Annotated in this window: 21 protein-coding genes; 8 read left to right on the top strand and 13 right to left on the bottom strand. The window is 64.1% G+C overall.

Features of this window, described 5'->3' with window-relative positions; all coding sequences use genetic code 11:
* The first annotated feature begins 107 nt into the window (after positions 1-107).
* The 6 genes from DDE76_RS00655 to DDE76_RS00630 all read left to right on the top strand — a co-directional run bounded on the left by DDE76_RS00655 (position 108) and on the right by DDE76_RS00630 (position 7232).
* On the top strand, positions 108-1673 hold the full coding sequence (locus DDE76_RS00655) for an ABC transporter substrate-binding protein (protein WP_104892319.1): 1566 nt from the start codon (positions 108-110) through the stop codon (positions 1671-1673).
* A gap of 187 nt (positions 1674-1860) precedes the next feature.
* Entirely contained in the window at positions 1861-2808 is a 948-nt protein-coding gene (locus DDE76_RS00650; protein WP_104892318.1) for an ABC transporter permease, read from the top strand.
* Positions 2805-4589, top strand: coding sequence for a dipeptide/oligopeptide/nickel ABC transporter permease/ATP-binding protein (locus tag DDE76_RS00645; protein WP_104892317.1), 1785 nt, complete (start codon positions 2805-2807; stop codon positions 4587-4589). Before DDE76_RS00650 ends, DDE76_RS00645 begins: the two co-directional genes overlap by 4 nt.
* A complete protein-coding gene (locus DDE76_RS00640) occupies positions 4586-5392 on the top strand; it encodes an ATP-binding cassette domain-containing protein (protein ID WP_104892316.1) in 807 nt (268 codons plus the stop codon). Before DDE76_RS00645 ends, DDE76_RS00640 begins: the two co-directional genes overlap by 4 nt.
* Positions 5389-6192, top strand: coding sequence for a FadR/GntR family transcriptional regulator (locus tag DDE76_RS00635; protein ID WP_104892315.1), 804 nt, complete (start codon positions 5389-5391; stop codon positions 6190-6192). The genes DDE76_RS00640 and DDE76_RS00635 overlap by 4 nt, the downstream gene beginning before the upstream one ends.
* Positions 6189-7232 carry an osmoprotectant NAGGN system M42 family peptidase gene (locus tag DDE76_RS00630; RefSeq protein ID WP_104892314.1) on the top strand — a complete coding sequence of 348 codons (1044 nt, stop codon included), beginning with the start codon at positions 6189-6191 and terminating at the stop codon, positions 7230-7232. The genes DDE76_RS00635 and DDE76_RS00630 overlap by 4 nt, the downstream gene beginning before the upstream one ends.
* A 2-nt stretch (positions 7233-7234) precedes the next feature.
* On the opposite strand, the gene DDE76_RS00625 is transcribed toward DDE76_RS00630, so the two are convergent.
* Genes DDE76_RS00625 through coxB form a run of 3 tightly spaced genes read right to left on the bottom strand, consistent with a single transcriptional unit; the run spans position 7235 to position 10700 of the window.
* On the bottom strand, positions 7235-7543 hold the full coding sequence (locus DDE76_RS00625; RefSeq protein ID WP_104892313.1) for a hypothetical protein: 309 nt from the start codon (positions 7541-7543) through the stop codon (positions 7235-7237).
* Complete coding sequence (gene ctaD, locus DDE76_RS00620; protein WP_104892312.1) at positions 7540-10041, bottom strand: cytochrome c oxidase subunit I; 2502 nt, start codon at positions 10039-10041, stop codon at positions 7540-7542. Before ctaD ends, DDE76_RS00625 begins: the two co-directional genes overlap by 4 nt.
* The gene (gene coxB, locus DDE76_RS00615; RefSeq protein WP_198650806.1) at positions 10038-10700 is read right to left on the bottom strand and encodes a cytochrome c oxidase subunit II; all 663 of its coding nucleotides are present in this window, start codon (positions 10698-10700) and stop codon (positions 10038-10040) included. Before coxB ends, ctaD begins: the two co-directional genes overlap by 4 nt.
* Positions 10701-10712: 12 nt before the next feature.
* Here coxB and DDE76_RS00610 point away from each other — a divergent pair, with 12 nt between their 5' ends.
* Positions 10713-11270, top strand: a complete 558-nt coding sequence (locus DDE76_RS00610; protein ID WP_104894788.1) for a DUF2231 domain-containing protein — start codon at positions 10713-10715, stop codon at positions 11268-11270.
* Here DDE76_RS00610 and DDE76_RS00605 read toward each other — a convergent pair.
* The 10 genes from DDE76_RS00605 to DDE76_RS00560 all read right to left on the bottom strand — a co-directional run bounded on the left by DDE76_RS00605 (position 11251) and on the right by DDE76_RS00560 (position 22959).
* Entirely contained in the window at positions 11251-11763 is a 513-nt protein-coding gene (locus DDE76_RS00605) for a CopD family protein (protein WP_104892311.1), read from the bottom strand. The genes DDE76_RS00610 and DDE76_RS00605 overlap by 20 nt on opposite strands.
* Complete coding sequence (locus tag DDE76_RS00600) at positions 11760-12512, bottom strand: cytochrome c oxidase assembly protein (RefSeq protein ID WP_104894787.1); 753 nt, start codon at positions 12510-12512, stop codon at positions 11760-11762. The genes DDE76_RS00605 and DDE76_RS00600 overlap by 4 nt, the downstream gene beginning before the upstream one ends.
* 77 nt (positions 12513-12589) lie before the next feature.
* On the bottom strand, positions 12590-15226 hold the full coding sequence (locus DDE76_RS00595; RefSeq protein WP_245891748.1) for an outer membrane protein assembly factor BamB family protein: 2637 nt from the start codon (positions 15224-15226) through the stop codon (positions 12590-12592).
* A gap of 98 nt (positions 15227-15324) precedes the next feature.
* A complete protein-coding gene (locus DDE76_RS00590) occupies positions 15325-15744 on the bottom strand; it encodes a GNAT family N-acetyltransferase (RefSeq protein ID WP_104892310.1) in 420 nt (139 codons plus the stop codon).
* A 2-nt stretch (positions 15745-15746) separates the two neighbouring features.
* A complete protein-coding gene (locus DDE76_RS00585; RefSeq protein ID WP_104892309.1) occupies positions 15747-16883 on the bottom strand; it encodes an anhydro-N-acetylmuramic acid kinase in 1137 nt (378 codons plus the stop codon).
* Positions 16873-17862 carry a serine hydrolase domain-containing protein gene (locus DDE76_RS00580; RefSeq protein ID WP_425430610.1) on the bottom strand — a complete coding sequence of 330 codons (990 nt, stop codon included), beginning with the start codon at positions 17860-17862 and terminating at the stop codon, positions 16873-16875. Before DDE76_RS00580 ends, DDE76_RS00585 begins: the two co-directional genes overlap by 11 nt.
* Positions 17862-19592, bottom strand: coding sequence for an ABC transporter ATP-binding protein (locus DDE76_RS00575; protein WP_104892307.1), 1731 nt, complete (start codon positions 19590-19592; stop codon positions 17862-17864). The genes DDE76_RS00580 and DDE76_RS00575 overlap by 1 nt, the downstream gene beginning before the upstream one ends.
* Complete coding sequence (locus tag DDE76_RS00570) at positions 19589-20431, bottom strand: ABC transporter permease (RefSeq protein ID WP_104892306.1); 843 nt, start codon at positions 20429-20431, stop codon at positions 19589-19591. Before DDE76_RS00570 ends, DDE76_RS00575 begins: the two co-directional genes overlap by 4 nt.
* Positions 20431-21390 (bottom strand): ABC transporter permease, encoded by a 960-nt coding sequence (locus tag DDE76_RS00565; RefSeq protein ID WP_104892305.1) that lies wholly within the window; start codon positions 21388-21390, stop codon positions 20431-20433. Before DDE76_RS00565 ends, DDE76_RS00570 begins: the two co-directional genes overlap by 1 nt.
* A gap of 51 nt (positions 21391-21441) precedes the next feature.
* Entirely contained in the window at positions 21442-22959 is a 1518-nt protein-coding gene (locus DDE76_RS00560; RefSeq protein ID WP_104894785.1) for an ABC transporter substrate-binding protein, read from the bottom strand.
* A 167-nt stretch (positions 22960-23126) separates the two neighbouring features.
* Between DDE76_RS00560 and DDE76_RS00555 the strand changes: the two genes are divergently transcribed.
* Positions 23127-24077 carry a MurR/RpiR family transcriptional regulator gene (locus DDE76_RS00555; protein WP_198650786.1) on the top strand — a complete coding sequence of 317 codons (951 nt, stop codon included), beginning with the start codon at positions 23127-23129 and terminating at the stop codon, positions 24075-24077.
* The last annotated feature ends 3 nt before the right edge of the window (positions 24078-24080 follow it).

Genomic DNA, 24080 nt, shown 5'->3' with positions numbered 1-24080 from the left:
ATCAGCATAAATTGACGGCAGGCGATATTTATGATGATAAATTACCCATGCCTTGTCTCACGCTCAGAGCCGGGAGGCAATGGTTGAGGGAACGCAAGGAGGTTTCAATGACATCCAAATGGTACGGACTGGCGCCGCTGCTCGCCGCCACCGCATTGGCGCTGGTATCGCCAGCCGCCGCCCAGACGCCACCCAATGTGCTGGTGGTCGGGCAAATTGCCGAACCGGCTTCACTGGACCCGCATGTGTCCACGGCAGCCAATGATTTCCGCATCGCCGTCAACCTCTATGACGGCCTGGTGCGCAACAAGTCGGGCACGCTCGAGATCGAGCCGGCGCTGGCGACAGACTGGACCATCTCGGACGATGGCCTGGAATATACCTTCAACCTGCGTGAAGGGGTCAGCTTCCATGATGGCACCCCGTTCAATGCCGATGCGGTCAAGTTCAATTTCGACCGCATGCTCGATGAAACCCATCCCTATGCGGATACGGGACCGTTTCCGCTGTCCTTCTTCTTTTCCGCGGTCGAGACCGTTGAGGTGATCGATGACCTGACGGTCAAGTTCACGCTCAACGAGGCCTTCGCCCCGTTCATGTCCAACCTCGCCTCGGCCACCGGGCTGATCGTGTCTCCGGCCGCCGTAGAGCAATATGGCGCCGACTATGGCCGCAACCCCGTCGGCACGGGCCCCTACAAGTTCGAGGAATGGCAGTCCAATACCAGCGTTGTCGCCTCGCGCAATGATGACTACTGGGATGGTGCCCCCGAGCTTGAAGCGGTCATCTTCCGGCCTATCACCGATGCCAATACCCGCGTGGCGGAAATGCTGTCCGGCGGCATCGACGTGCTGCTTGAAACCCCGCCCGACAATGTCGCCCAGTTCCGCGACGACCCCAACTACCAGGTCGTTGAAGCCGTTGGCCCCCATGTCTGGTACGTCATGCTCAACGCCAAGGAAGGCCCGTTCACCGATGTGCGGGTGCGCCAGGCGGTGAACTATGCGGTCAACAAGGAGAGCCTGGTCAACGACGTGCTGCAGGGCACGGCCGAGGTCTCTGCCGGGCCCATCCCGCCGGCCTTCAACTGGGCCTATAATGAAGAGGTCGACCCCTATCCCTATGATCCGGAAATGGCCCGTCAGCTCCTCGCCGAAGCCGGTGCGGAAGGCGCGTCGCTGACGTTCCTGGTGACCGAGGGCGGCTCGGGCATGCTCGATCCGGTGCCCATGGGTACCGCGATCCAGGCCGATCTCGCGGCGGTCGGGCTCGATGTCGAAATCCAGACCTATGAGTGGAACACCTTCCTTTCGGAAGTGAATCCGGGTCTCGAGGGCAAGGCCGACATGGCCGAAATGGCCTGGATGACCTCTGACCCCGACACGCTGCCCTTCCTTACCCTGCGCACGGCGGCCTGGCCGGAAGAAGGCGGGTTCAACTCGTCCTATTATTCCAATCCGGAAGTGGACGCCCTGCTCGATCAGGCCCGCATCTCGACAGATCCGGACGAGCGCGCTGAGCTTTACAAGCAGGTCCAGGCCCTCACCAATGAAGATGCGCCCTGGCTCTTCGTGGCCAACTGGAAGCAGAATGCCGTGGTGACCAGCGCCGTGGAGGACTTCGAACTGCAGCCGGACTTCGGCCTGGTGCTGCGCGACGTTAGCAAGCCATAAATCCGAGCCGGGTGGGGGCATACCCCTCACCCGGCCCTTCGGGCACCTTCTCCCCGAGGGGAGAAGAATGGGCCCAGCGCATGGTCGCTTCTTCCTCTTCCCCTCGGGGAGAGGTGACCGGAGTGCAGCGCAGGTCGGTGAGGGGGATGCCAAGGCGAAAGCCCCCAGGATTGCAGGAGGAGCAGAGATGACCGCCTATATCGGCAAGCGCCTGTTGGCCGCGATCCCGGTGATCCTGGGATTGTCGATTATCGTCTTCCTGGTGATGAAGCTCATCCCCGGCGATCCGGCACAGGCGCTGCTCGGCTCCTATGCCACGCCGGACAATGTCGAGCGGATCAATCGGGCCCTGGGTCTCGACCGCTCCTGGCCCGAGCAATATGTGATCTGGATCGGCAATCTTTTGCAGGGTGATTTCGGCCGTTCCTATATTCTCAATCGCCCGGTTATCGATGAAGTGCTGGACCGCTTCAGCGCCACGCTCATTCTTGCCGGGGCCTCGCTGCTCATCTGTTCGGTGCTCGGCATTCTCGCCGGCATCGTCTCCGCGGTGCGCCAGTTTGGCTGGACCGACCGCATCGTCACCTTTTTCGTGCTCATCGGCATTTCCATGCCGGCCTTTTTCCTCGGGCTGGTGCTGATCCTGCTGTTTGCCGTGCAATGGCGGCTGCTGCCCGCCTCGGGCATGTATGCCGTCTATGGCGGCGGCGACCTGCCCGATCTGCTGCGCCATCTCATCCTGCCCGCCGGCACACTGGCCATTGTCGCCACCGGCGTCGTGGCGCGCCTCACCCGCGCGGCGATGCTCGAAGTGCTGCGCCAGGACTTCATCCGCACCGCCCGCGCCAAGGGGTTGAGCGAAAACGCGGTGATCTACCGCCACGCCTTCCGCGCTGCGCTGGTCTCGATCATTCCGGTGATCGGCATTCAGACCGGCTTCGTGCTCGGTGGCGCCGTCTATATCGAAACCGTGTTCCAGTGGCCGGGGCTGGGGCAGATGCTGGTCAAGGCCGTCTCCACCCGTGACCTGCTGCTGGTGCAGGGCGGCGTGCTGGTTGCCGCCACCCTTTACGTCCTCGTCAACCTTTTGGCCGATGTCGCCCAGGCCATGCTCGATCCGAGGCTCAAGGCATGACCGATATGACCCTGTCCGCGCCCGAACCCCGCAAGCGCCGCAGCAATTGGCAATTGCTGATGGCCAATCGCCTCGCGGCGGCGGGCCTGTTCCTGTTCGGCTTCATCGTCATTCTGGCCGTGCTGGCGCCGGTGCTGCCGCTGCCCAATCCCGACATTACCGACCAGCCCAATCGCCTGCTGCCGCCCTTTGCCGATGGGCATCTGCTCGGCACCGACCATCTGGGCCGCGATATCCTCTCGCGGCTGATCTGGGGCACCCAGGTGTCGCTGATCGTGGGGGTCAGCGCCACCGCGCTTGCGGCCATTTTCGGTTCGTTGATCGGGCTGGTGGCCGGCTATGCACGCGGTGCGACCGACAGCGTGCTGATGCGCTTTGTCGATATGCTCATGGCTTTCCCCTATATCCTGCTCGCCATTGCCATCGTGGCAGCGCTCGGGCCGGGCCTGCTCAATGCGCTCTACGCCATTGCCATCGTCAATATCCCCTTCTTCGCCCGCAATATCCGGGGTGTGACGGTTTCCATCCGCAATCGCGAATTCGTCGATGCGGCGCGCCTCTCCGGCAAGAGCCATCCGGCAATTCTGTTCACCGAGGTGCTGCCCAATGTGCTGCCGGTGATCGTCATTACCATGTCCACCACCGTGGGCTGGATGATCCTTGAAACCGCGGGCCTTTCCTTCCTCGGTCTGGGCGCCCAGCCGCCAACGTCAGACCTCGGCTCCATGCTCGGCCAGGCCCGCGCGCAGCTCTTCACCGCGCCCCATGCCTCGATCATTCCGGGCATCATGATCTTCGTGCTGGTGATGTGCATCAACCTGCTCGGTGACGGCATTCGCGACGTGCTTGACCCCCGCCTGCGCTCCGGGGCGCTGGATCGGCCTATGCCGATCACCAAGATTGACCGCAAGACCAAGCCCGCCGCAACGCTTGAAGACGCGCCGGCGCTGGTCGTCGACAATCTCTCGACCGGCTTTGATGACGGCAAGGCCATCACGCCCGCCGTGCGCGATATCAGCTTCCGCCTCGGCAAGGGCGAATGTCTCGGCCTGATCGGGGAAAGCGGCTCGGGCAAGTCGGTGACGGCGCTCTCCCTCATGGGGCTGGTGGCCTCGCCCCCCGGCGTCATCACCGCTGGCGGCGTCTATGTCGGGGGCAGGGAAGTGCTCTCCCTGCGCGAACAGGAACTGATCGGCCTGCGCGGCGGCCGTGTCGCCTATGTCTTTCAGGACCCGCTGACCACGCTCCATCCCCTGTTCCGCGTTGGCGAACAGATCGCCGAAGCCATTCTGGTGCATGAAAGCGTCGGCAAGTCCGAAGCGCATCGCCGCGCAGTTGAACTGATGGAAACCGTGGGCATTCGCGACGCCCGGAGCCGGGCCAGTGCCTATCCGCATGAACTCTCGGGCGGCCAGCGCCAGCGCATCGGCATTGCCATGGCGCTCGCCAACGACCCCGACATCATCATTGCCGACGAACCTACCACCGCGCTCGATGTCACGGTCCAGGCCCGCATTCTCGAATTGCTGCAGAACCTGCGCCGGGAACGGGGCCTGGCGCTCCTGCTCATCACCCACGATTTCGGCGTCGTCGCCCAGGTCTGCGACCGCGTCGCGGTGATGAAGAATGGCGAGATCGTCGAACAGGGCGAGACCGGCGCCGTGCTGCGCGATCCGCAACATGACTACACCAAGCGCCTGATCGCCTGCGTCCCGGAACTGGGCGAGGGGCAGGCCTTTCTCGACCGCGTGCGCCCGCTGTTTGTGGAGGCCCGGACATGAGCGACAACGCTGTCGAAATGCGCGACCTGGTCAAGACCTTCGGCGGCGGGCGCAGCCTGTTCGGGCGCAGGGCCAGCGAGGTGCATGCCGTCAAGGGGATTTCCCTGGACCTGCAACGCGGCGAGACCCTGGGCATTGTCGGGGAAAGCGGCTCGGGCAAGTCCACCCTTGCCCGCATGCTGGTGGGGCTGGAAGCCCCCACCTCGGGCACCATGCAGATCGATGGCAAGCCCTGGGCGGAGCTGGCCGCAACCGGCTCCCGCGCCTTTGGCCGCACCATTCAATATGTGTTTCAGGACCCGGTGGCCTCGCTCAACCCGCGCAAGACCATTGGCGAAATTCTCGACGTGCCGTTGCGCCTGCTCTGCGGCTATGACGCCGGCAAGCGCGCCAGCCGCAAGAAGGAACTCGTCGACGCGGTGCAGATGCCGCTCGACACGCTCGAGCGCTTCCCGCACGAGTTTTCCGGCGGCCAGGCCCAGCGTATTGCCATTGCCCGGGCCCTCGCGGCCGAGGCGCGGATCCTGGTGCTGGACGAACCGGTCAGCGCCCTCGATGTGTCGGTGCAGGCCCAGGTTCTGCTCCTGCTCCAGCAATTGCGCGACGATCTGGGGCTGTCCTATCTGTTCATCAGCCACGACCTGGCGGTGGTCGAATCGATTTCCGATCGTGTCGCGGTCATGTATCTGGGAGAGGTGGTGGAGATTGGCCCGGCTGCCCGCCTCTTTGCCGCCCCGCAACATGATTATACCAAGGCGCTCATCGCCAGCGCACCGCGCCTGACTTCACCGGATATTGCATGAACGAGATCGACCCGGCGCTGACCGACCTGCCCCGCCGCAAGCGGACCGACGAGATTGTCGATGCCATCAAGCGCATGATTGTCGAGCACGGCCTGGCCCCAGGTGACCGTCTGCCGCAGGAACGCGACCTCATCACCCAGTTCGCCGCCAGCAAGGGCACGGTGCGCGAAGCGCTCAAGGCGCTCGAGGTGCAGGGGCTGATCTCGGTGCGCACGGGCCCCGGTGGCGGCGCTTTCATCGAGCGGATGTCGGAAGGGCGGGCGATGAGCCTGCTGTCCAATTTCCTGTTCGCCAAGAACCTCTCGATTGCCAATATCTACGAGATGCGCAAGGCGCTTGAGCCGCTGGTGGCCGCCAGCGCCACCCCGCATATCGACGAAGCCGGATTGAACCGGCTCGAAGCCATTATCTCGGTCTATGACCATGAACCCGCCGACGCCACCGAGCGCTGGAACCAGCGCATGGCCGAGCTCGATTTCCATGGCGTAGTTGCCGAATATGCCGACAATCCCATCCTCGCCTTCACCTGCCGGTTCCTGCAGCGCCTGCTCAAGGACCTGGCCATTGCCCAGGATATCTATGTCCAGCCCGAACCGGTGCTGCGCCAGTCCGGCATCGAGCATCAGCGCGACCTGATCGCCGCCATGCGCCGCCGCGATGCCGATGCCGCCGCAGCGATCCTGGCCGAACACATGGCCGAAGCCGAACAGCATATGCTGGGCCTGCAGGCCAGGCTGATGGATCGGTTCCTGAGCGAAGATGCCACCCCGCGCCGGGCCAGAAGGCGCCGCGCCCCATGATCGATACCGATTATCTGCGCGATTGCCTGCTCGAACTGGTGCAGACCCCCAGCCCCGTCGGCATGACCGTCCGGGCCGTGGCGCTGGTCGATGGCTGGCTGCGCGATCTGGGGTTCGAACCGAAATATACCCGCCGCGGCGTGCTCTATGTCGAGATTGGCGACGGCGCCCCGCGCCGGGCGCTGGCTGCCCATCTCGACACGCTCGGGGCCATGGTTACCGAACTCAAGCCCAATGGCCGGCTGGCCCTGCGCAATACCGGCACCTGGGCGGCCCGCTTTGCCGAAGGGGCGCGGGTCACGGTGTTCTCCGACCACGCAACCCATCGCGGCACTATTCTGCCGCTCAAGGCCTCGGGCCATCGTTTCAATACCGCAGTCGACACCCAGCCGGCCGATTGGGACAATCTCGAAATCCGCATCGATGCCGTTTTGCCTGACAGGGCCGCACTTGTCGCGGCAGGGTTCAATGTCGGCGACATGGTCGCCATCGATGCCCAGCCCGAGATCGTTGACGGCTTCATCGTCTCGCGCCATCTCGACGACAAGGCGGGCTGCGCCACGCTGCTCGCCGTGCTCAAATCCATTGCCGATGGCCACACCAGGGTGGCAACGCCGTTCCAGGCCATGTTCACCATTGCCGAGGAGATCGGCATTGGCGGCACGCATGGATTTGGTCCAGAGGTGGAGGAATTGCTCGCCATAGACAATGCGGTGACTGCGCCGAACCAGGCCAGCCGCGATGATGCGGTGACCATTGCCATGCGCGACCGGCAGGGACCGTTCGATGAACGGGTGACGCGGCAGATGCTGGCGCTCTGTGCCGAGCATGACATTCCCCATGTCCGCGACACCTTCCGCCATTATCGCTCCGATAGCGCCGCGGCGGTCGAGGCGGGATGGGACATCCGGGTGGGGCTGGTGTGCTTTTCGCTCGACAGTTCGCATGGCTGGGAGCGCACCCATATGGATTCGCTTGTCGCATTGGCGCGGCTGCTCTGCGCTTATGCCGGGTCGGAGATCGCCGCGCGGCCGCAATAGCCTCAGACGCAGAGGCTTGCGAATGTCACCGGCATGAAGATCAGCACGGCGGCAAGGAGCGCGGCCCGGTTGGCCCAGAGCGCGGCAAAGTGCAATGGGCCTTCCTCCGCGCCGGCACGGGCCGGAATGGCCAGCCAAGACAGGGGCGCGAGTGCAAGCAAATATAGGCCGATCAGCACCGGCCGGTGCCAGTCGCCCCAGCCATAGGCGCAACCCAGCGCCTGGACGGCATAGAGCACGACAAAGCCAGCCGACCAGATGACAAAGCCTGCTACCAACCGGACCAGGGGCATCTCTATGATCGCCCTCATGGCGCCACCCCATTGAGACCCAGAAGCGCGACAAGGCCCAGCGCCAGGACCACCACCCCGCCGGCATAGCCGTTCCACAACCGGGCCAGCACCAGCTCGGTGCGTCGGCGCGCGGACACATAGCCTTGCGCGTGCCGCCAGAGTGCATGCGCGGCCATGATGGCGCCAAGGCCGCAATGCAGGGCGGCATAGCCGAGCGTGACAAAGGGCACGGCCTGTCGTGCATGTCCGGTCGGGTCGCCCAGTGCGCCCATGCTCAGCGCCAGCAGGGTCAGGGCAAGGACTTGCAGCGCAATGGCTGCCACAAGGCCGGCGCGAAGCGGCAGGACTGAGCCGGGCCTGCGAGCAGCCATGGCGCTTGCGCCCGCAGCCGAAAGGCTGGCGACCACGGCCAGTGCTCCGGCCCAGAGCGGCAGGGTCGGTGCGCTTGAGCCTTGCCAGTTCGGTGCCACCACCAGCAGGAACAGGCCACCAAACAGGAGCGATGCGAACAGCGTGCCATTCATCACCAGCGCCGTGCGATTGGCCAGCACGGTGACATTGTCCGGCGCTTCCACATCAGGCGGAACGGCAAGGCCGCGCCCGATATCGATCGGTCCGCGATCCGACTTTGATCCCAGGCCAATAGGCCAGCACAGGAACAGCACGAGCGTCGCCAGGGCCCCGAACGGGGCCAGCCAATAGAGCTTGAACAACAGTGCGAGGAAAAAACTGGCCGTCGCCATGGCCGTCCAGAGCGGCAGGTAGGAGCGGCGCGGCAGGACGATCAACTGCTCGGCGTCGCCACTCATCATGTCGACCGCCAGGGTTTCCTGTTCGCCATTGCGGGCAAAGCCGAGATAGCCGTCACCACCCGCCAGAGTGGGACCGATGCGCGCTGGCCGCAACTGGTCTGCGCGCGTGTCCATATGCGGAATGGCGGCAAAATTATAGCTTGGTGGCGGGGTCGCCGTGGCCCATTCCAGCGTCCCGGCCTGCCAGGGATCGCGGCGGAAGCGGGCGCCGAAGCGGAACTGCAGCACCATGTCGGCGAGCACCAGCGCAAAACCCATGGTGAGGATGAAGCCGCCCACCGAGGAGAGCAGGTTGAGCCAGTCCCAGCCCCAATTGGATGGGTAGGTGGAAATGCGGCGCGGCATGCCCATCAGCCCGGTCAGGTGCATCAGGAAAAAGGTGAGGTTGAACCCGATCAGGATCAGCCAGAATGCGGGGATCGAGAGACGGTAGAGACTTTGCCGCCCCGAAATATGGGGCAGCCAATAATAGATCGCGGCCAGCATGGGGAAGACGAAGCCGCCCACCAGCACATAGTGCAGATGTGCCACCACGAAATAGCTGTCATGGGCCTGGGTGTTGAACGGCACCATGGCCAGCATCACCCCGGTCAGCCCGCCACACACGAAGACCGCGAAGAAGCCGAAGACATAGAGCATGGGAATGTCCCAGCGTGGCTTGCCCGAGGCCAGCGTGCCGATCCAGGCAAAGATCTGCACCGCGGTGGGGATGGCCACCAGGGCACTGGCAGCGGAAAAGAACGCCAGCGCCAGATGCGGAATGCCCACGGTGAACATGTGGTGCACCCAGAGCCCGAAGCTGAGAAAGGCCATGGCGACAATGGCCGCGATGATGGCGCGATAGCCCAGGATCGGACGCTGCGCGAACACCGGAATAATGGTTGAGAGCGCCCCGGCGGCTGGCAGGAAGATGATATAGACCTCCGGATGCCCGAACAGCCAGAACAGGTGCTGCCACAAGAGCGGATCGCCGCCCCGCGTCGGATCAAAGAACGGCAGGTGGAAGGCGCGCTCCATCTCGAGCAGGATCGACCCCAGGATCAGCGGCGGAAAGCCGATGATCATCATCCCGGCGGTCACCAGCATGTACCAGGCAAACAGCGGCATCCGCGTAAGGGCCATGCCAGGCGCGCGCATCTTGAGGATGGTGACGAAGAGCTCGATCGCTGCCGTCACCGCCGAGATTTCGACAAAGGTGATGCCCAGGAGCCAGACATCGGCATTGATGCCCGGCGTATAGGGTTTCGAAGAAAGCGGGGTGTACATGAACCAGCCGCCATTGGGCGCTACGCCCGCCAGCATGGCGATGATCAGGATCGAGCCGCCGAACAGATAGCACCAGAAGCCATAGGCGGTGAGCCGGGGAAAGGCGAGGTCGCGCGCGCCCAGAAGCTTGGGCAGCATGTAGATGGCAAAGCCCTCGAACATGGGAATGGCGAACAGGAACATCATCACCGTGCCATGCATGGTGAAGATCTGGTTGTAGATGTCCGGACCGAGAAAGGCGCTGTTGGGCGTCGCCAACTGCGCCCGGATCAGCATGGACAGCAGGCCGCCAATGGCGAAGAACAATAGAGCCAGCGCCATGAAGCGCTTACCCAAAATGGTGTGGTTGACGCTGGAGAGCCGGGCCAGCCCGGGGGGCGTGCGCCAGATCGCGTCGAGCTGCTTGTGCAGGCCAATGGGGGAGGGCGTCTGGCTCATTGACCGCCCTCCATCAGGGCCGTGAAGTCCTCATCCGTGTGCGCCTCGATGCGGAACCACATGCTGTCATGCCCCGGTCCGCAATATTCGGCGCATTGCCCCCAATAGGTGCCGGGTTCGTCGGCCTCAAGGCGGATGAGATTTTCATGGCCCGGTATCGCGTCGATCTTGCCCCCCAGCCTGGGCACCCAGAATGAATGGATCACATCGGCGGAGCTCACCGCGACATCGATGGGCTGCCCGGCGGGGATATGCAGCACGTCGTCGCTCATTTCGCGTCCGTCCGGATAGGTGAAATTCCATTGCCAGCGTTCGGCATGGGCGCCAAAGCGCAATGGGGCATCGCCCCTGGGCAGCAATTGCTCGCCCAGAACCAGTGCAGTGCCTGTGAGCAGGATCAGGATCGGGATGGGCAGCACCAGCCCGCCGCCAACGATCCATTGGACAGGCGTGATGCGCGCCACCCATGCGGGACGCAGATAGGCCATGGCGAACAGCGCGATGACCAGCGCGAACAGCAGGGCTGAGCCGTACAGCATCACCCACCAAAGCGTTGCCAGATTGGCCGCGCGCGGGCCGGCGGGGTCGAGCGTGGACAATGCGCCCGTGCAACCGGTCAGCAGCAGCGGCGTTGCACCAAGTGCAACGGGCTTGAACAAGGGGCGAACCAGATGACCGATATTCCGCGCGAAGACGAAGAGAGCGAAATCCGCGACGAGGAGACGCCGCCCGAAGCCCGGTCCGATCACCCCAATCCGGCCATTCGCGCCGTGGCAGGCAAGGATATCGGCTCGGCCATCGCCGTGGCCGGGCACCCCATCCATGCCATGCTGGTGCATTTCCCCATCGCCTTTGTCGTTGCCACGCTGGGCGTCGATATCTTCTATTGGTGGAATGCCGATCCGTTCTGGCTCGAGGTCGGCAAATGGGCCGCCGGCGCCGCCTTTGGTTTCGGCCTGCTCGCGGCCATTGTCGGTACGCTCGAACTGTTGGCCGTGCCCGGCATTCGTGTGCGCGTGGCGAGCTGGAACCATGCCATCGCCGCCATGGTCATGCTGGCCATTGTCGGCGCGAATGCCGGCCTGCGCATCTATCTGCCGGAGATGGTGCTCCCGAGCGGGCTGATGCTCTCGGTATTGGCGACCATGGCGGCGGGCTTCGCCGGCTGGCATGGTGGCAAGCTGGTGTTCGATCATGGCGTCGGCCTCATCATTTCGCCTCGCCAATGAGCTGCTCGAACATCTCTGACAGCGCGCCAGGTGCGAACAGGCCCGCCAGGATTGCCGGCCATTCGATATCTGGTTTCCCCAGAACCAGCACCAGGATGGCGGCGATGGCCGAAAAGGTCAGCGTCAGCACCAGCACGAAGCGCCCGAGGGGATAGACCCTGCCCGGCTCGAACAGCCTCAGGATCATCAACCCGGAAAAGATATGCACGCCGGTCAGCACCGAAACGCCCACCAGCTTGGCCGAGAACCAGTTTTCATAAGTACCCTGCAACAGGATCAGCGCCGTGCCCGAGGCAATGGCGGCAAAGGCGGTTGGCGACACCAGCGCGACATAGAGAAAACGGGTGAAGGCATGCAGCCGATGCAGCTTCTGTCCCTCCAGCCCCCGGCGCTGGCGATACAGGAACGGCAGCGCGATCAGCCCCGCAGACCAGCCGGCGATGGTTGCGACATGGATGAATTTGAGCCAGGTGACGAACAGGGCAAGGCTCATTCAGCCACCGCCTGCTCTGCGCGCAAGGCCATTGCCAGCCGCCACAGCACCAGCGCCAGGAGCGGCAGATTGGCCGGGACCCACATGATCAGCCCCGCAAGCTGCTGGTCCTCCAGCGGCGAAAGGCCGAAATTGAGGGTGCTGCCCAGATGCGGCAGATAGAGCGGGCTCGGCGCAAACACCAGCAGCGCGCCAAGCAGCCCCATCTGGATGGCGCTGCAGAGGGCCGAAATGCCTGCGGCCATCGCGGCACGGCTGCGCTGCAGGCCCAGCCACAGCCAGGTGAAACTGGCAATCAGGCTCACCTGCATGAGCCAGTAGATCGCCGGATGGGTGAATGCGGCCGTATAGAAGTCCGGCGCGTGCCAGAGCCAGAGCGCCAGGGTCGAGAGCACCAGCGGCGGCATCAGGCCGGAGCGCAGACCCCATCGCACAGGGAGGGCCAGCGCCACGAGCGGCGCCAGTATCATGGTCAGCGCCACATGGTGGCCGACGCGCACGGAGAACAGCGCCACGCTGAGCGCGCAGATGGGCGAGACAAAGAGGACCACCGCCAGCAGCCAGGCGCCGGCAAAGGCAAGCTGGCGCCTGGGTTCTGCCTGCCGCAACAGGACAAATCCGGCAAGGGCCGTGAGAACAAGGACAGAGAGCAGGCCGGGCTCGAAATTCCACCGGCCCCAGAGTGTTTCCAGGGTCGGTGGCGGTCCGCAATAGCTCATGTCGAAGGAAAAGGCTGACGCTGGGTCCATTTCCATTCCGGATGTTGGAGGGTGTCCCGGCACGGCCTTTTCTGGCGAGCGAGGCCGTGCCGGGGGTGTTCTAAGATTTAGGGCTGCACGTCGCCTTCGCTCTCGGTCGTCTCACCGTCCGGCAGCGCATAGGCGATGAAATAGTCGCCAATGGGCGTTTCCATGAAGTCATGGCCGCCGGCATTGATGACCACGATCTGCCGCCCCTGTGACTCATAGGTCATCGGGGTTGCCTGGCCACCGGCCGGGAGTTCTACCTCCCAGACCCGCTCGCCGGTTTCGATGTCGATGGCGCGGAACAGATCGTCCGTGGCCGCGCCGATGAAGAACAGGCCCGAAGCGGTGATGAAGCCGCCACCATTATTGGGCGTGCCGATATCGACCGGCAGCATGGACGGAATGCCGAAGGGGCCATTCTTGCGAGCGGTGCCGAAGGGGCGATCCCACAGCACTTCGCGGGTATTGAGATCAATCGCCGCGATCCCGCCATAGGGCGGCTCCTTGCACAGCAGGCCCGTGAACGGCACGCGCCAGCCGGCATTGACGCGAATGCCATAGGGCGCTTCGGCCTGCGGGCTGATCGAGCCATGCGAACCCGAACCGGCGGACGGCTCATAATTGGGGTCGGCGATGGAATAGACGCCCATTTCATCGACCTGTTCGCGCGGGATCAACTGGTTGTAATTGGGCATGTTGTTGTAGTTGGCGATCAGAATGCCCTTTTCCGGGTCGACGGCGATGCCGCCCCAGTCCGAGCCGCCATTATAGCCGGGGAACTGGATCCAGGGCTGGTCCACCGTGGGCGGAGTATAGACGCCATTGTATTCGGCTTGCCGGTATTGAATGCGGCACCAGAGCTGGTCGAGCGGTGTCGCGCCCCACATATCGGCCTCGGTGATCTCGGGCTTCAAGAGGTTCGGGAAGTCCGTGACATAGGGCTGGGTTGGCGAAAGGCGATCTGGCTCGACACCACCCTGCGGGGCAGGACGCTCCTCGATCGTGACCAGCGGCTCGCCGGTCTCGCGGTTGAGGATATAGAACTGCGCCTGCTTGGAGGGCATGATGATGGCCGGGACCGGGCCCTCATCGGTGGGGAAATCCACCAAGGTGCCCTGGCCGCCCAGGTCATAGTCCCAGATGTCGTAATGCACCGTCTGATAGTGCCAGGCGACCTCGCCGGTCTCGACATCCAGCGCCACGATGGCGGTGGAATAGGTGTTCTCCTGCTCGGACCGGGTGCCGCCCCAATAGTCGACGGCCGAATTGCCCATGGGCAGATAGACCATTCCCAATTCGTCATCGCCCGAGGCGATGGTCCACATATTGGGCGTGCCCGGCGAATAGATCTCGCCTTCCGGCGGCAGGCCATTTTCGCCCGGGCGGTTCATGTCCCAGGCCCATTCAAGTTCGCCCGTGACAGCGTTGTAGCCGCGGATGACGCCCGAAGGAGCAGTGCGCTGCTGGTTGTCACTGACCTGGCTGCCCACCACCAGCACATCGCGCACCAGGGTCGGGGGCGAAGTCGGGGCATAAAAGCCCGGCGCGGTGTCACCAATGCCTTCCATGAGATTGACGATGCCGGCATTGCCGAAATCGGGGCACGGTTGGCCGGTCTCGGTGTCGAGCGCGATCATGCGCGCATCATGGGTGAGGTTGACCGTGCGGGTGGCGCAGATCTCGTCGCGCTCGGCGGTCGGGTCCTCGAAATAGACCAGGCCCCGGCACGAGGCGTTATAGCCCACATTGTCGGTCGAAACGCCCGGGTCATAGGTCCAGAATTCGGCGCCGGTGGCAGCATCAAGGGCGCTGATATGATTGGTCGCCGAGCACAGATAAAGCCTGTCACCGACCTTGACCGGCGTATTCTGATTGCCGAACGGTTCGTCGCCTTCCGGCATGTCGCCGGTCCGGAATTCCCAGATCTTTTCAAGCTGGCCGACATTGTCCGGTGTGATCTGGTCGAGCGGCGAATAGCGCATGGCGCGATGCGTGCCGCCATAGGCCGGCCAGTCGACGCCGGTTTCCAGCGCAACATAGGTCGGCTCAGTCCCCTCGGGCATCACCAGTTCTTCCCCCGCCTCGAGCGGGGCGCCTTCGGCGGCGTCACCGGCATCGGCAGGAATTGCTGGCTCGACTGTCTCTGTGGGCCCTGCTAATGGCGCAGCCGGTTCAACCGGGGCAGTCTCTGGCGCCTCCGATGCAGGGGGCGCCTCGGGGGCTTCCGGCTGGGCCGCCGGTTCATCAACTTCCTGGGCAATGGTGCTTTCGATGCCGTGATTGGCAACGCCAATGGCGCCGACTGCGCCCGCAAACGTCACCATGGCCGCCACGGCAGAGGTGCCGAAGCGCCGCACCGAGCCGCGCAGCACGGGCAGCGTGGTCAAGACGAGAATGAGAACAATGGTGGGAGCCAACAGGCGCGGCACCTGCGCCCAGCCATCAACGCCCGCTTCCCATAAGGCCCAGATCAAGGTGCCCAGCCAGGTCAGCAGGTAAACCCACAGCGCGGTCATTTCGCGGCGGAACAGGAACCATGCGGTCAACACCAGGCCAATGCCCGCCGGTAGATAATACCATGAGCCGCCAAGGGTGATGAGCCAGACCCCGCCTGCCACGATAGGCAGGCCAAAGACGAGCAGGACAGCCCCGACAAACATGGTCCACCAGAAGCCCAAACCTTTGCGGTCAAGGCGCGACATGGATTGATCGGTCATGCTTTCCTCCAATGGCGTGCTTAGCCGTGCAACGCCCCAATCCGGTCACAGTTCCGAACGGATTGAGATGATTTCGGCCCAGCCCGCGTCCGCGGCAGCTAGAGCGGCTTGGAGAGGAAGCTGCGGGTCCGGCCCTTGGGAAAGTCCGGCAGGCTACCGAATACCGTGTAGCCGGCGCGCTGATAGGTCTTGAGCGCCTGGGGATTGAAGGTGTCGATATAGGCGCCGTGACAGCCCCGGCCCCTGGCTTCGGCCTCGGCCAGTTCCAGCATGCGTCCGGCCAGCTTGCGGCCGCGCTGTTCTTCGGCCACCCATAGCCATTGCACATAAAGCCAGCCCCAGGCGGTATAGCCCGACAGGCCTGCCACCACGTCACCGTCGACATCGCGCACGAAGACGGCCAGGGCCTGGCGCTCGGACGGCCCGACATCGCTCTGGTTGAACGCGGCGAGGGACGCGCCCAGGACCTCAAGGTCCTCAGCCCGCGGTGTGCCGGTGATTTCAAGCGCCAGAACCATGTTCAGGCCGCCAGCAGGCCACCGGTCAGGGCGTGGGGGGCGCCGGTCGTGGTGGGAAAGCTGATCGGCAGGCCGCGCAGCACCCGCACGGCCAGGAGCGCAAAGCATTCCGCCTCGACCGCATCGCCCCGCCAGCCCACTGCCTCGGCGGGGATAGCCTCGACTTTGGCGCGCGTCTGCAACATGGCCATGATTGCCGGATTGTGCCGGCCGCCACCGCAGACGATCAGCCGTTCCGGACGCTGCGGCAACAGATCGAGCGCCTTGCCCACCGCGCCGGTGGTAAAGGCGGTCAGCGTTGCCGCGCCGTCTTCGGCACTCAAGCCTTCGGCCATGGTGGCGAGAAAGTCGAAGCGATCGAGCGATTTTGGATAGGGCGCGGAGAGGTAAGGGTGTGTCAGCAGACGCGCCAGGCGTTCTTCGTCCACTTTGCCGCGCAAGGCGATTTCGCCATTATGGTCCATATCGCCAAGGCCCAGGCCTTTGACGAAATCATTGATCGGCGCATTGGCAGGGCCGGTGTCGAAGGCAATCAACTGCTCGGCGCCATCCCAATAGGTGATATTGGCCACCCCGCCCAGATTGAGCACGGCGGTCTTGCCATCCCTGGCATCGATCAGGCGCAGCAGCGCACGATGATAGAGCGCGGCGAGCGGCGCACCCTGGCCGCCGGCACGGACATCGGCAGAGCGGAAATCATAGGCCACTTTTATGCCGGTCAATTCGCGCATCAGCGCGCCATTGCCAAGCTGTCGCGTTGCCCCGATACGGCCCGGCTGCGGCGCGCGATGCAGCACCGACTGGCCGTGAAAGCCAATAATGCCAATGTCCTCCGGCGCAAGACCGGCCTGTTTGACCAGATCGAGCACGGCAGCGGACTGGGCGCGGGTCAGCGCCTCTTCTGCCGCGGCAAAGATCGCCGGTTCCGGCCCTTCGAAATTCCAGGCGCGAGCCTGATTGAGGGTGTCTTCGAGCGTATCACGGATCGATTGCGGATAGGGCGCCAGCGTATAGGCGCCGAAGCGCTCAATGGTGTCGCCATCGGTGCGCAGCAACGCCACATCGATATTGCCATCGAGTACGGTGCCCGTCATCAGCCCTACCGACCAGATCGGCTCTAACGAATTATCATGTGACATTGATGCAGTCTCCTACGGCGCGGCGCAGCGCAATGATGCCGCTGTCGAAATGGCGGGTGGGGTGGACACGATTTGTCAGCAGCGTCCAGGCGTGGCCGCGATCAAAGTCGATCCACAGGCCCGTGCCGGTGAACCCGGTATGGCCGATGGTCTGGGGTGAACAGTTCTCGCCGCCTGACCAGCCCTCATAGGGACGCTCCCAGCCATGCGTGCGGCGGCCCGAAACCGGGGTGCGGATCAAGGCGTCCGCACCGGCAGAAGTCAGCTTGGCGGCAGCGAAGTCGAGCACGCTCGATACCGTGCCGAAGAGCCCGGCATGACCGGCGCCCTCAAGGGCCGAGCAATTGTCGTCATGCACCTCGCCTGCCAGCACGCGATGGCGCCAGTAGCAATCCTCGGTGGCGGCGGCCTTGTCGGGATCAGCCGACCAGGCAAAGCCGGGGCCCGGGTCCAGCTCGCGAATCCATTTGCCTTCGAGCCGTTCAAGGGCAAGGCCGAGCAGAATGAAATTGATGTCCGAATAGACCGAGGGACCAGCGGCAAATTCATGTTGCAACAGGAACGTGCGCAACAGGTCCGGATCGCGCCCATAGGTATAGAGCGGAAGCACCGCCGGGAACGGCGTCTGGTGCCCCAGGCATTGCCGGAATGTGACCTTGCGCTCCCAATTGTCGAGATTGTAGTGCCGGAAATCGGGCAGCACGCTGACGAGCGGCGCATCGAGATCGATGCGTCCCGCTTCGGCCAATGCCAGAATGCGTTCGGTGGTGAACAGCACCTTGGTCAGCGAGGCCAGATCGAACCAGGTGTCTTCGGTCATCGGGCGGCTTGCCGGCACAGTCTGCGCCTGGCCAATGGCCTTGATGGCCCGGTTGCCGTTCCGGTCGACCACGCCCAGCACGCCGCCGGGAATGCGGCCGGCTTCAATGGCGGCGGCCAGTGGGGCAAAGGCGCGGTCCAGTTGTACAGCGACAGGCATCATGGTGTGTCCTCAATGCGAACGCGGTGGTCTTGTCCGGCCTCGCGCCATTGCGCGGGCGGTGGCTCAAAGCCGGGCGGGCGCACCAGGGATGGCACCTGCGTCATGTCCACGGCAAAGCGCTGCTTGCGCCGCTCAATGGCCGGCACGGCGGCGATCAGGCGCTTGGTGTAGCTGTGCTGCGGATCGGACAGCACGGCGCGCGCTTCGCCCATTTCCACGATCTGGCCGGCAAACATCACCGCAATGCGGTGGGCAATGCGTTCGACCACGGCCATGTCATGGGAGATGAACAGGTAAGCCAGCCCGAACTCCTGCTGCAGGTCGACCAGCAGTTCGAGCACCTTGGCCTGCACCGAAACATCGAGCGCCGACACCGCCTCGTCCAGCACCACCACGTCGGGATTGAGCATCAGCGCGCGGGCAATGCAGAGGCGCTGCCTTTGCCCGCCCGAAAACTGGTGCGGATAGCGGGTGAGGGCGTCCTGTGGCAGGCCGACGCGGTCCAGCAGGAAGGCCATGCGGGCGCGCAGCGTGTCATCGCGCCGCTGCCCATTGGCAATGGCGGGTTCGGCCAGCAGCGCCTCGACAGTGAGCCGCGGATTGAGCGAGGCAAACGGGTCCTGGAACACCATCTGTACCGGGCGGACACTATGGCCCGATCCGGTGACGATCTCGCCGCGCGTCTTGCTGTTGAGGCCCAACAGGGCACGCGCGGTGGTGGATTTGCCGCACCCGCTCTCTCCCACAATGGCCAGCGTTTCGCCTGGCACCAGGTCAAAGCTGACCCCATCGACGGCATGGATCGCGCCCTTGGGCTTGAACCAGGCCTTGCCGACCGGAAAGCGCACGACCAGATCATCGACCTTGACGATCGGCTCATGCGGCTCTGCCCGGCGCCCATCATTCCGCACCGCCTTGCCAGAGGTGAAATGCGGCACGGCGCGCAACAGGTGCTTGGTGTAGTCGTGTTGCGGACTGTCGAGCACGGCGTCGGCCTCGCCCTGCTCGACCGCCACCCCGTTCTGCATGACCATGATGCGGTCGGCTATGCCGGCGACGAGGCCAATATCATGGGTGATGAAGATCATCGCCATGCCGGTCTCTTCACGCAATTCGGCGAGCAAGGCCATGATCTGGGCCTGCACGGTCACGTCGAGCGCCGTGGTCGGCTCGTCCGCAATCAGCAGGCGCGGACTGGCCGCCAGCGCCATGGCGATCATGATGCGCTGCCGCATGCCACCGGAAAGCTGGTGCGGATAATAGCCGAGCCGGGACTGGGCATCGGGAATGCGGACGCGTCCCAGCACGTCCAAGGTCGCCTTGTGCGCCTGCGCGCCGGTCAGCCCCTTGGAAAGGCGGAATGCCTCCTCGATCTGCGCACCCACGGTATGAACCGGATTGAGCGAGGTCATTGGCTCCTGAAAGATCATCCCGACATCACGGCCGCGAATGCCCAGCAGGGTCTTTTCATCGGCCCTTGCGACATCGAGCTCCGTCCCATCGGAACGGGTGAGGTGTATCGCGCCATGGGTGATCCGGCCGCCGCCGAAATCGACCAGCCGGTTGATCGAGAGGGCCGAGACCGACTTGCCCGAGCCCGATTCCCCGACAATGGCCAGGATCTCGCCGGCGGCAAGATCGAAGCTGACACCCTTGACCACTTCATTGGCTCTGGGGTCCTGGCCGAAGCCGACGCGCAGGTCCTTGACGGAGAGCAGACCGGTCATGCTTCCCTCCTCTGGGTGCGCGGATCGAGAATGTCGCGCAAGGCATCGCCGGTCAGGTTGAAACCGAGAATGCCCAGCATGATGGTGACAGCCGGAAAGATCATCAGCCAGGGCGCATGCGTCATCAGATTGCGGCTTTCTGCCAGCATCAGCCCCAGCGATGGGGTGGGCGGCTGGGTACCAAGCCCGAGAAACGACAGGCCCGCTTCCGTCAGCAGCGCCCAGGCCAACGCCAGCGTCACCTGCACGGCGAGCGGCGCGACCAGGTTGAGCAGCAAATGCCGTGTCAGCACATAGCCCTGTGAACTGCCGAAGGTGCGAGCGGCATCGACAAAGTCACGCTGCTTCAAGGACAGGGCAGGACCGCGCACCACGCGGGCAAAGATCGGCGTATAGACAATGGCGATGGCGGCCACGCTGGTCATCGTTCCGGGCCCCACAATGGCGATGATCAGCAGCGCCAGCAGGATCGCGGGGAAGGCCAGCAACACGTCCATGACGCGCATGAAAATGCCGTCCCAGAGGCCGCCCCACCAGGCCGAAACCAGGCCGATGATTGTGCCGGCAATTGTGGCAATGGCCACCGAGGCAAAGGCGATCAGCATGGACTGGCGAATGCCCACCATGAGGCGGCTGAAGGCATCGCGGCCAAGCAGGTCCGTGCCGAACCAGTAGGTGCCGCTGGGCGCCTTGAGCCGGTCGATGGCAAAAAGCTTGAGCGGGTCATGCGGGGTCAGGCCCAGCGTGCCCAGAATGGCCGCGAGCAGGTAGAACCCGATAATGACCAGGCCAATGCGCCCAGATGGGTGGCGGAACAGCGATGAGAGCATTTTGCCCATCAGCGCCTCCCGATCCGGATGCGCGGGTCGAGGGCAACATAGGCGAGATCGACGAGCAGATTGACCACCAGGAAGTTGAAGGCAATGAACAGCACCGTGCCCTGCACCAGCGCATAATCGCGCTGGGTGATGGCATCGAGCACCAGCCGCCCAAGGCCGGGCAGGGCGAAGATCTGTTCAACGATGACGGCGCCACCCAGGAGATAGCCGAATTCGACGCCGGACAGCGTCACCACGGGGATAAGCGCGTTGGGCAGGGCGTGATGCCAGATTACGCTCATCGGCGTCGCGCCCTTGGAGCGGGCCGTGCGCACGTAATCATCGCTCAGCACATCGAGCATGGCCGAGCGCGAAATGCGGGTCACCGAGGCGGCAAAGGCAAAGCCCAGCGTAATGGCCGGGAAGATTAGCTGGGCGATGCTGGCCAGCGGATCGGCGAACAGCGGCGTGAAGGTGCCCATGGCCGGAACAAAGCCGAAAAACACCGAAAGTACGTAGATGATGAGAATGCCGACAACGAAATTGGGGGTCGACTGGCCCAGCATGGCCAGGACCCGCACGACGAGATCGCTGGGCCGCTCATTGCGTGAGGCGGCGAGCACGCCCAGCGGCACACCGACACTGAGCGCAATCACCATCGACATCAGCGAAAGTTGCAGGGTGAGCGGAAACCGCTCGAGGATCACGGTCAGCACCGGCTTGCCATAGATCGAGGAGATCCCGAGATCGCCCTGGAACAGGCCGGTCAGCCAGCGCAGATATTGCGCCCAGATGGGTTGGTCGATGCCGAAATAGGCGGCCAGCGCCTCGCGCTGCACCGGCGTCAGAAGGCCGGCCTCGGTGCCCAGCATGGCGGTGATGGCATCGCCCGGCACCAGCCGGATGGCGACAAAGACCAGAATGGAAACCCCGAGAAGGATCAGCGGGAAGGTCAGCAGGCGCTGAACCACATAACTCATGGGACAGGATCCGGGTTGGACCGGCCCGCAGGCCGGCCCGTTTGGCTTGAACTACTCTACCGAAACATTGACCAGGCCGAACAGCGTGCCGGTTGGCGAAGGCGTAAAGCCCGAAACACTCTCGCGCTGGGCGGTGTAGCTATAGCCGGTCGACAGCCACAGCCAGGGTGACTGCTCGGCCAGGCGGCTTTCGAAAGCCTGGAAGATTTCGACGCGCTTGGCCGGGTCCGTTTCGGCCTGCCCCTGCTTCATCAGGCTGTCCAGCTCGTCATCCGGGAAGTTGGAGACATGGGCCAGATTGCCTTCATTGGTGAAGTAGCGGTTGTACATCGGATAGGGGTCAGGACGGCCGCCATTCTGGGCCACTGCCATGTCGAAATCCCCGGCCAGCCAGGCATCGACATAGACATTGAGTTCCATCATCTCGATTTCGAGATCGATACCGATTTCGGCGAGCTGAGCCTGCAGCACCTGGGCTTCGGAGGCGGCGACCGGGGGTTCGCCGGTGGCGGCAATAACCGTGGCCGAGAAGCCGTCCACGCCCGATTCAGCCATCAGTTCCCTGGCCCGTTCCAGATCCTGCTCATAGCAGAACAGATTGGCCGGATCCTGCGCAAAGGCCGGCATGGTCAGCGGCCCGGTCACCTTGCCTTCACCAGCCAGCGCCGCGTCGATGATCTCCTGCCGGTCAATGGCGCAGCTCATGGCTTGCCGGACCAGGAGATTGTCCATTGGCGGGCGCGAGGGGTTGAGCTGGAGCACATTGTAGTTCAGCACGCCGACCCGGTTCAGCTCGAGACCGGCTTCCATCGGCACCAGCGTAGCGACCAGCGGGTCGTTGAGCAGGGCGAAATCGGTCTGCCCCGCGCGCAGCGAGGCCAGGATCGCCATTTCGTCGGGCAGCACCGAAATTGTGATGCCGTCAATGGCCAGCTCGCCGCCGGCCCAGTTCTCGTTGGCGCTCAGCACTTCACGTGCATTGGGCTCCCAGCTTTCCAGCACGAAGGGGCCCGAGCCAATCGCCTCGGTGCCCACGGTGCCCGCTTCGATTTCCGCGGCCGGCATGACGGCAGCGTTGATCGTGGCCATCGCGACCAGGATCGGCACATCGGGAGTCGAGAGGTTGAAGACGATGGTGGCATCGTCCGGTGTGTCAATGCTTTCGATCGAAAGGAAGTTCGACCGGGCCGCAGCAGAAGTGGCTTCATCGAGCAGGCGCTCGAACGATGCCTTGACGTCCGCCGAGGTCACCGAAGCGCCATCGGAGAACTTGGCATTGGTGTCGATGGTGAAGGTCAGCGTCCGGGCGTCCTCGGCGAATTCCCAGCTCGAGGCGATGGCCGGCACAACATTGAGATCGGCATCCAGCCGCACCAGCGGCTCATAGATCAGCTCAAGCAGGCGGAGCGAAGAAAAGGCGGTCTGTTTGTGCGGATCAAGGCCGGTGGCATCCTGCGACCAGGCCATGCGCAATTCGGCGGCCTGGGCCGGCAGCGCGGCCGAAACCGAGGTCAGGGCCGTGGCAACGGCGAGGCCGGCCAGTAGCGTCTTGGGTGAAAACTGGTTCATCGATATTCCCTCACTGTTGAGCCGGCCCCGCTTTTTGGGAGCCGTGCCAAGGTCGACAAGTGCCTGGCCAAGCGAGCGCGAGGGCCGGGCCAGCCGCACCAACCTCTTTGACAAACCTATGAAGTCCCGGTCCGGGCTGTCAATAATTTTCACGCTTGATGAAAGTAGTGAACTTTTGTTTCAATGGGCGGCGCAGCCAGCTTCAGCTAGGGTCGCGCCGCGTGGCCGCCCCGGACTATGGCAGGCGGGCCGAAGGGGAATTGATTTTGGGTATCCAGTCGACGATCGAAGCGTCTGTGGACAAGTTCACACCGGCCATGCAGCGCGTGGCGACGGTGATCCGCGACCAGCCCCGCATCGTGCTCGACCAGACCATTTCCGAACTGGCCGAAAGCTGCGGCACCTCGGTCGCCTCGGTGGTCCGCTTCTGCCGCACGCTGGGCTTGTCGGGCTATGCGCAATTGCGCATGAGCCTGGCCACCGAGCTGGGCAAGGAAGCTGCGCAATTCGGCACCGATCTGATGCTGGGGGCCGAGATTGCCCAGTCCGATACCTTGCAGGAAATGGCCTCGAAAGTGGCGTCGCTGGAAATCCTGGCCATCGACGAAACCGTCTCGGGCCTCGATTATGGCGTGCTCGAACGCGTCGTAGCAGCAGTCGACCAGGCCGAACGCATCCTGCTGTTCGGCATCGGTGCCAGCCAGTTCGTCGCCCAGGACCTGCATCACAAGCTGTTCCGCATTGGCCGCAACGCCTTCCTGCTGGCCGATCCGCATGAGGCCTGGACCGCGGCCTTGTTGTCGCCGGCAGGAACGGTCGCCCTGGGCTTCTCCCATTCCGGCGCCACCGCCGATACGGTCCGCTTTCTCGAAATTGCCCGCGACGCCGGGGCTTTGACCGTGGCCCTCACCGGCGCACCGGATTCGCCCCTGGCCGGAGCAGCCGACGAATGCCTGGTGGCCCGGGCCCGCGAAAGCCGGCTGCGCGCCGGCGCCATGGTCAGCCGTATCGCCCAGCTGGCCATTGTCGATTGCCTGTTTCTGGGCGTTGCCAGCCAGCGCTATGAACAGACCGTGGATGCGCTCAAGCGGACGCGGGATGTGACGCATCCGAAGTGATCC

It is taken from the genome of Devosia indica (genome assembly GCF_003056405.1).
In the GTDB taxonomy this organism is placed as follows: domain Bacteria; phylum Pseudomonadota; class Alphaproteobacteria; order Rhizobiales; family Devosiaceae; genus Devosia; species Devosia indica.
This window is presented reverse-complemented; position numbering and strand designations above follow the sequence as displayed.

Coding starts and splice junctions, on each gene's coding strand:
- DDE76_RS00570 (WP_104892306.1), bottom strand. CDS start 20,431: ATGGGCAAAATGCTCTCATCGCTGTTCCGCCACCCATCTGGGCGCATT.
- DDE76_RS00610 (WP_104894788.1), top strand. CDS start 10,713: ATGACCGATATTCCGCGCGAAGACGAAGAGAGCGAAATCCGCGACGAG.
- DDE76_RS00575 (WP_104892307.1), bottom strand. CDS start 19,592: ATGACCGGTCTGCTCTCCGTCAAGGACCTGCGCGTCGGCTTCGGCCAG.
- ctaD (WP_104892312.1), bottom strand. CDS start 10,041: ATGAGCCAGACGCCCTCCCCCATTGGCCTGCACAAGCAGCTCGACGCG.
- DDE76_RS00585 (WP_104892309.1), bottom strand. CDS start 16,883: ATGTCACATGATAATTCGTTAGAGCCGATCTGGTCGGTAGGGCTGATG.
- DDE76_RS00645 (WP_104892317.1), top strand. CDS start 2,805: ATGACCGATATGACCCTGTCCGCGCCCGAACCCCGCAAGCGCCGCAGC.
- DDE76_RS00635 (WP_104892315.1), top strand. CDS start 5,389: ATGAACGAGATCGACCCGGCGCTGACCGACCTGCCCCGCCGCAAGCGG.
- DDE76_RS00625 (WP_104892313.1), bottom strand. CDS start 7,543: ATGAGGGCGATCATAGAGATGCCCCTGGTCCGGTTGGTAGCAGGCTTT.
- DDE76_RS00600 (WP_104894787.1), bottom strand. CDS start 12,512: ATGGACCCAGCGTCAGCCTTTTCCTTCGACATGAGCTATTGCGGACCG.
- DDE76_RS00650 (WP_104892318.1), top strand. CDS start 1,861: ATGACCGCCTATATCGGCAAGCGCCTGTTGGCCGCGATCCCGGTGATC.
- DDE76_RS00630 (WP_104892314.1), top strand. CDS start 6,189: ATGATCGATACCGATTATCTGCGCGATTGCCTGCTCGAACTGGTGCAG.
- DDE76_RS00565 (WP_104892305.1), bottom strand. CDS start 21,390: ATGAGTTATGTGGTTCAGCGCCTGCTGACCTTCCCGCTGATCCTTCTC.
- DDE76_RS00605 (WP_104892311.1), bottom strand. CDS start 11,763: ATGAGCCTTGCCCTGTTCGTCACCTGGCTCAAATTCATCCATGTCGCA.
- DDE76_RS00595 (WP_245891748.1), bottom strand. CDS start 15,226: ATGACCGATCAATCCATGTCGCGCCTTGACCGCAAAGGTTTGGGCTTC.
- DDE76_RS00560 (WP_104894785.1), bottom strand. CDS start 22,959: ATGAACCAGTTTTCACCCAAGACGCTACTGGCCGGCCTCGCCGTTGCC.
- DDE76_RS00590 (WP_104892310.1), bottom strand. CDS start 15,744: ATGGTTCTGGCGCTTGAAATCACCGGCACACCGCGGGCTGAGGACCTT.
- DDE76_RS00640 (WP_104892316.1), top strand. CDS start 4,586: ATGAGCGACAACGCTGTCGAAATGCGCGACCTGGTCAAGACCTTCGGC.
- DDE76_RS00580 (WP_425430610.1), bottom strand. CDS start 17,862: ATGCCTGTCGCTGTACAACTGGACCGCGCCTTTGCCCCACTGGCCGCC.
- DDE76_RS00655 (WP_104892319.1), top strand. CDS start 108: ATGACATCCAAATGGTACGGACTGGCGCCGCTGCTCGCCGCCACCGCA.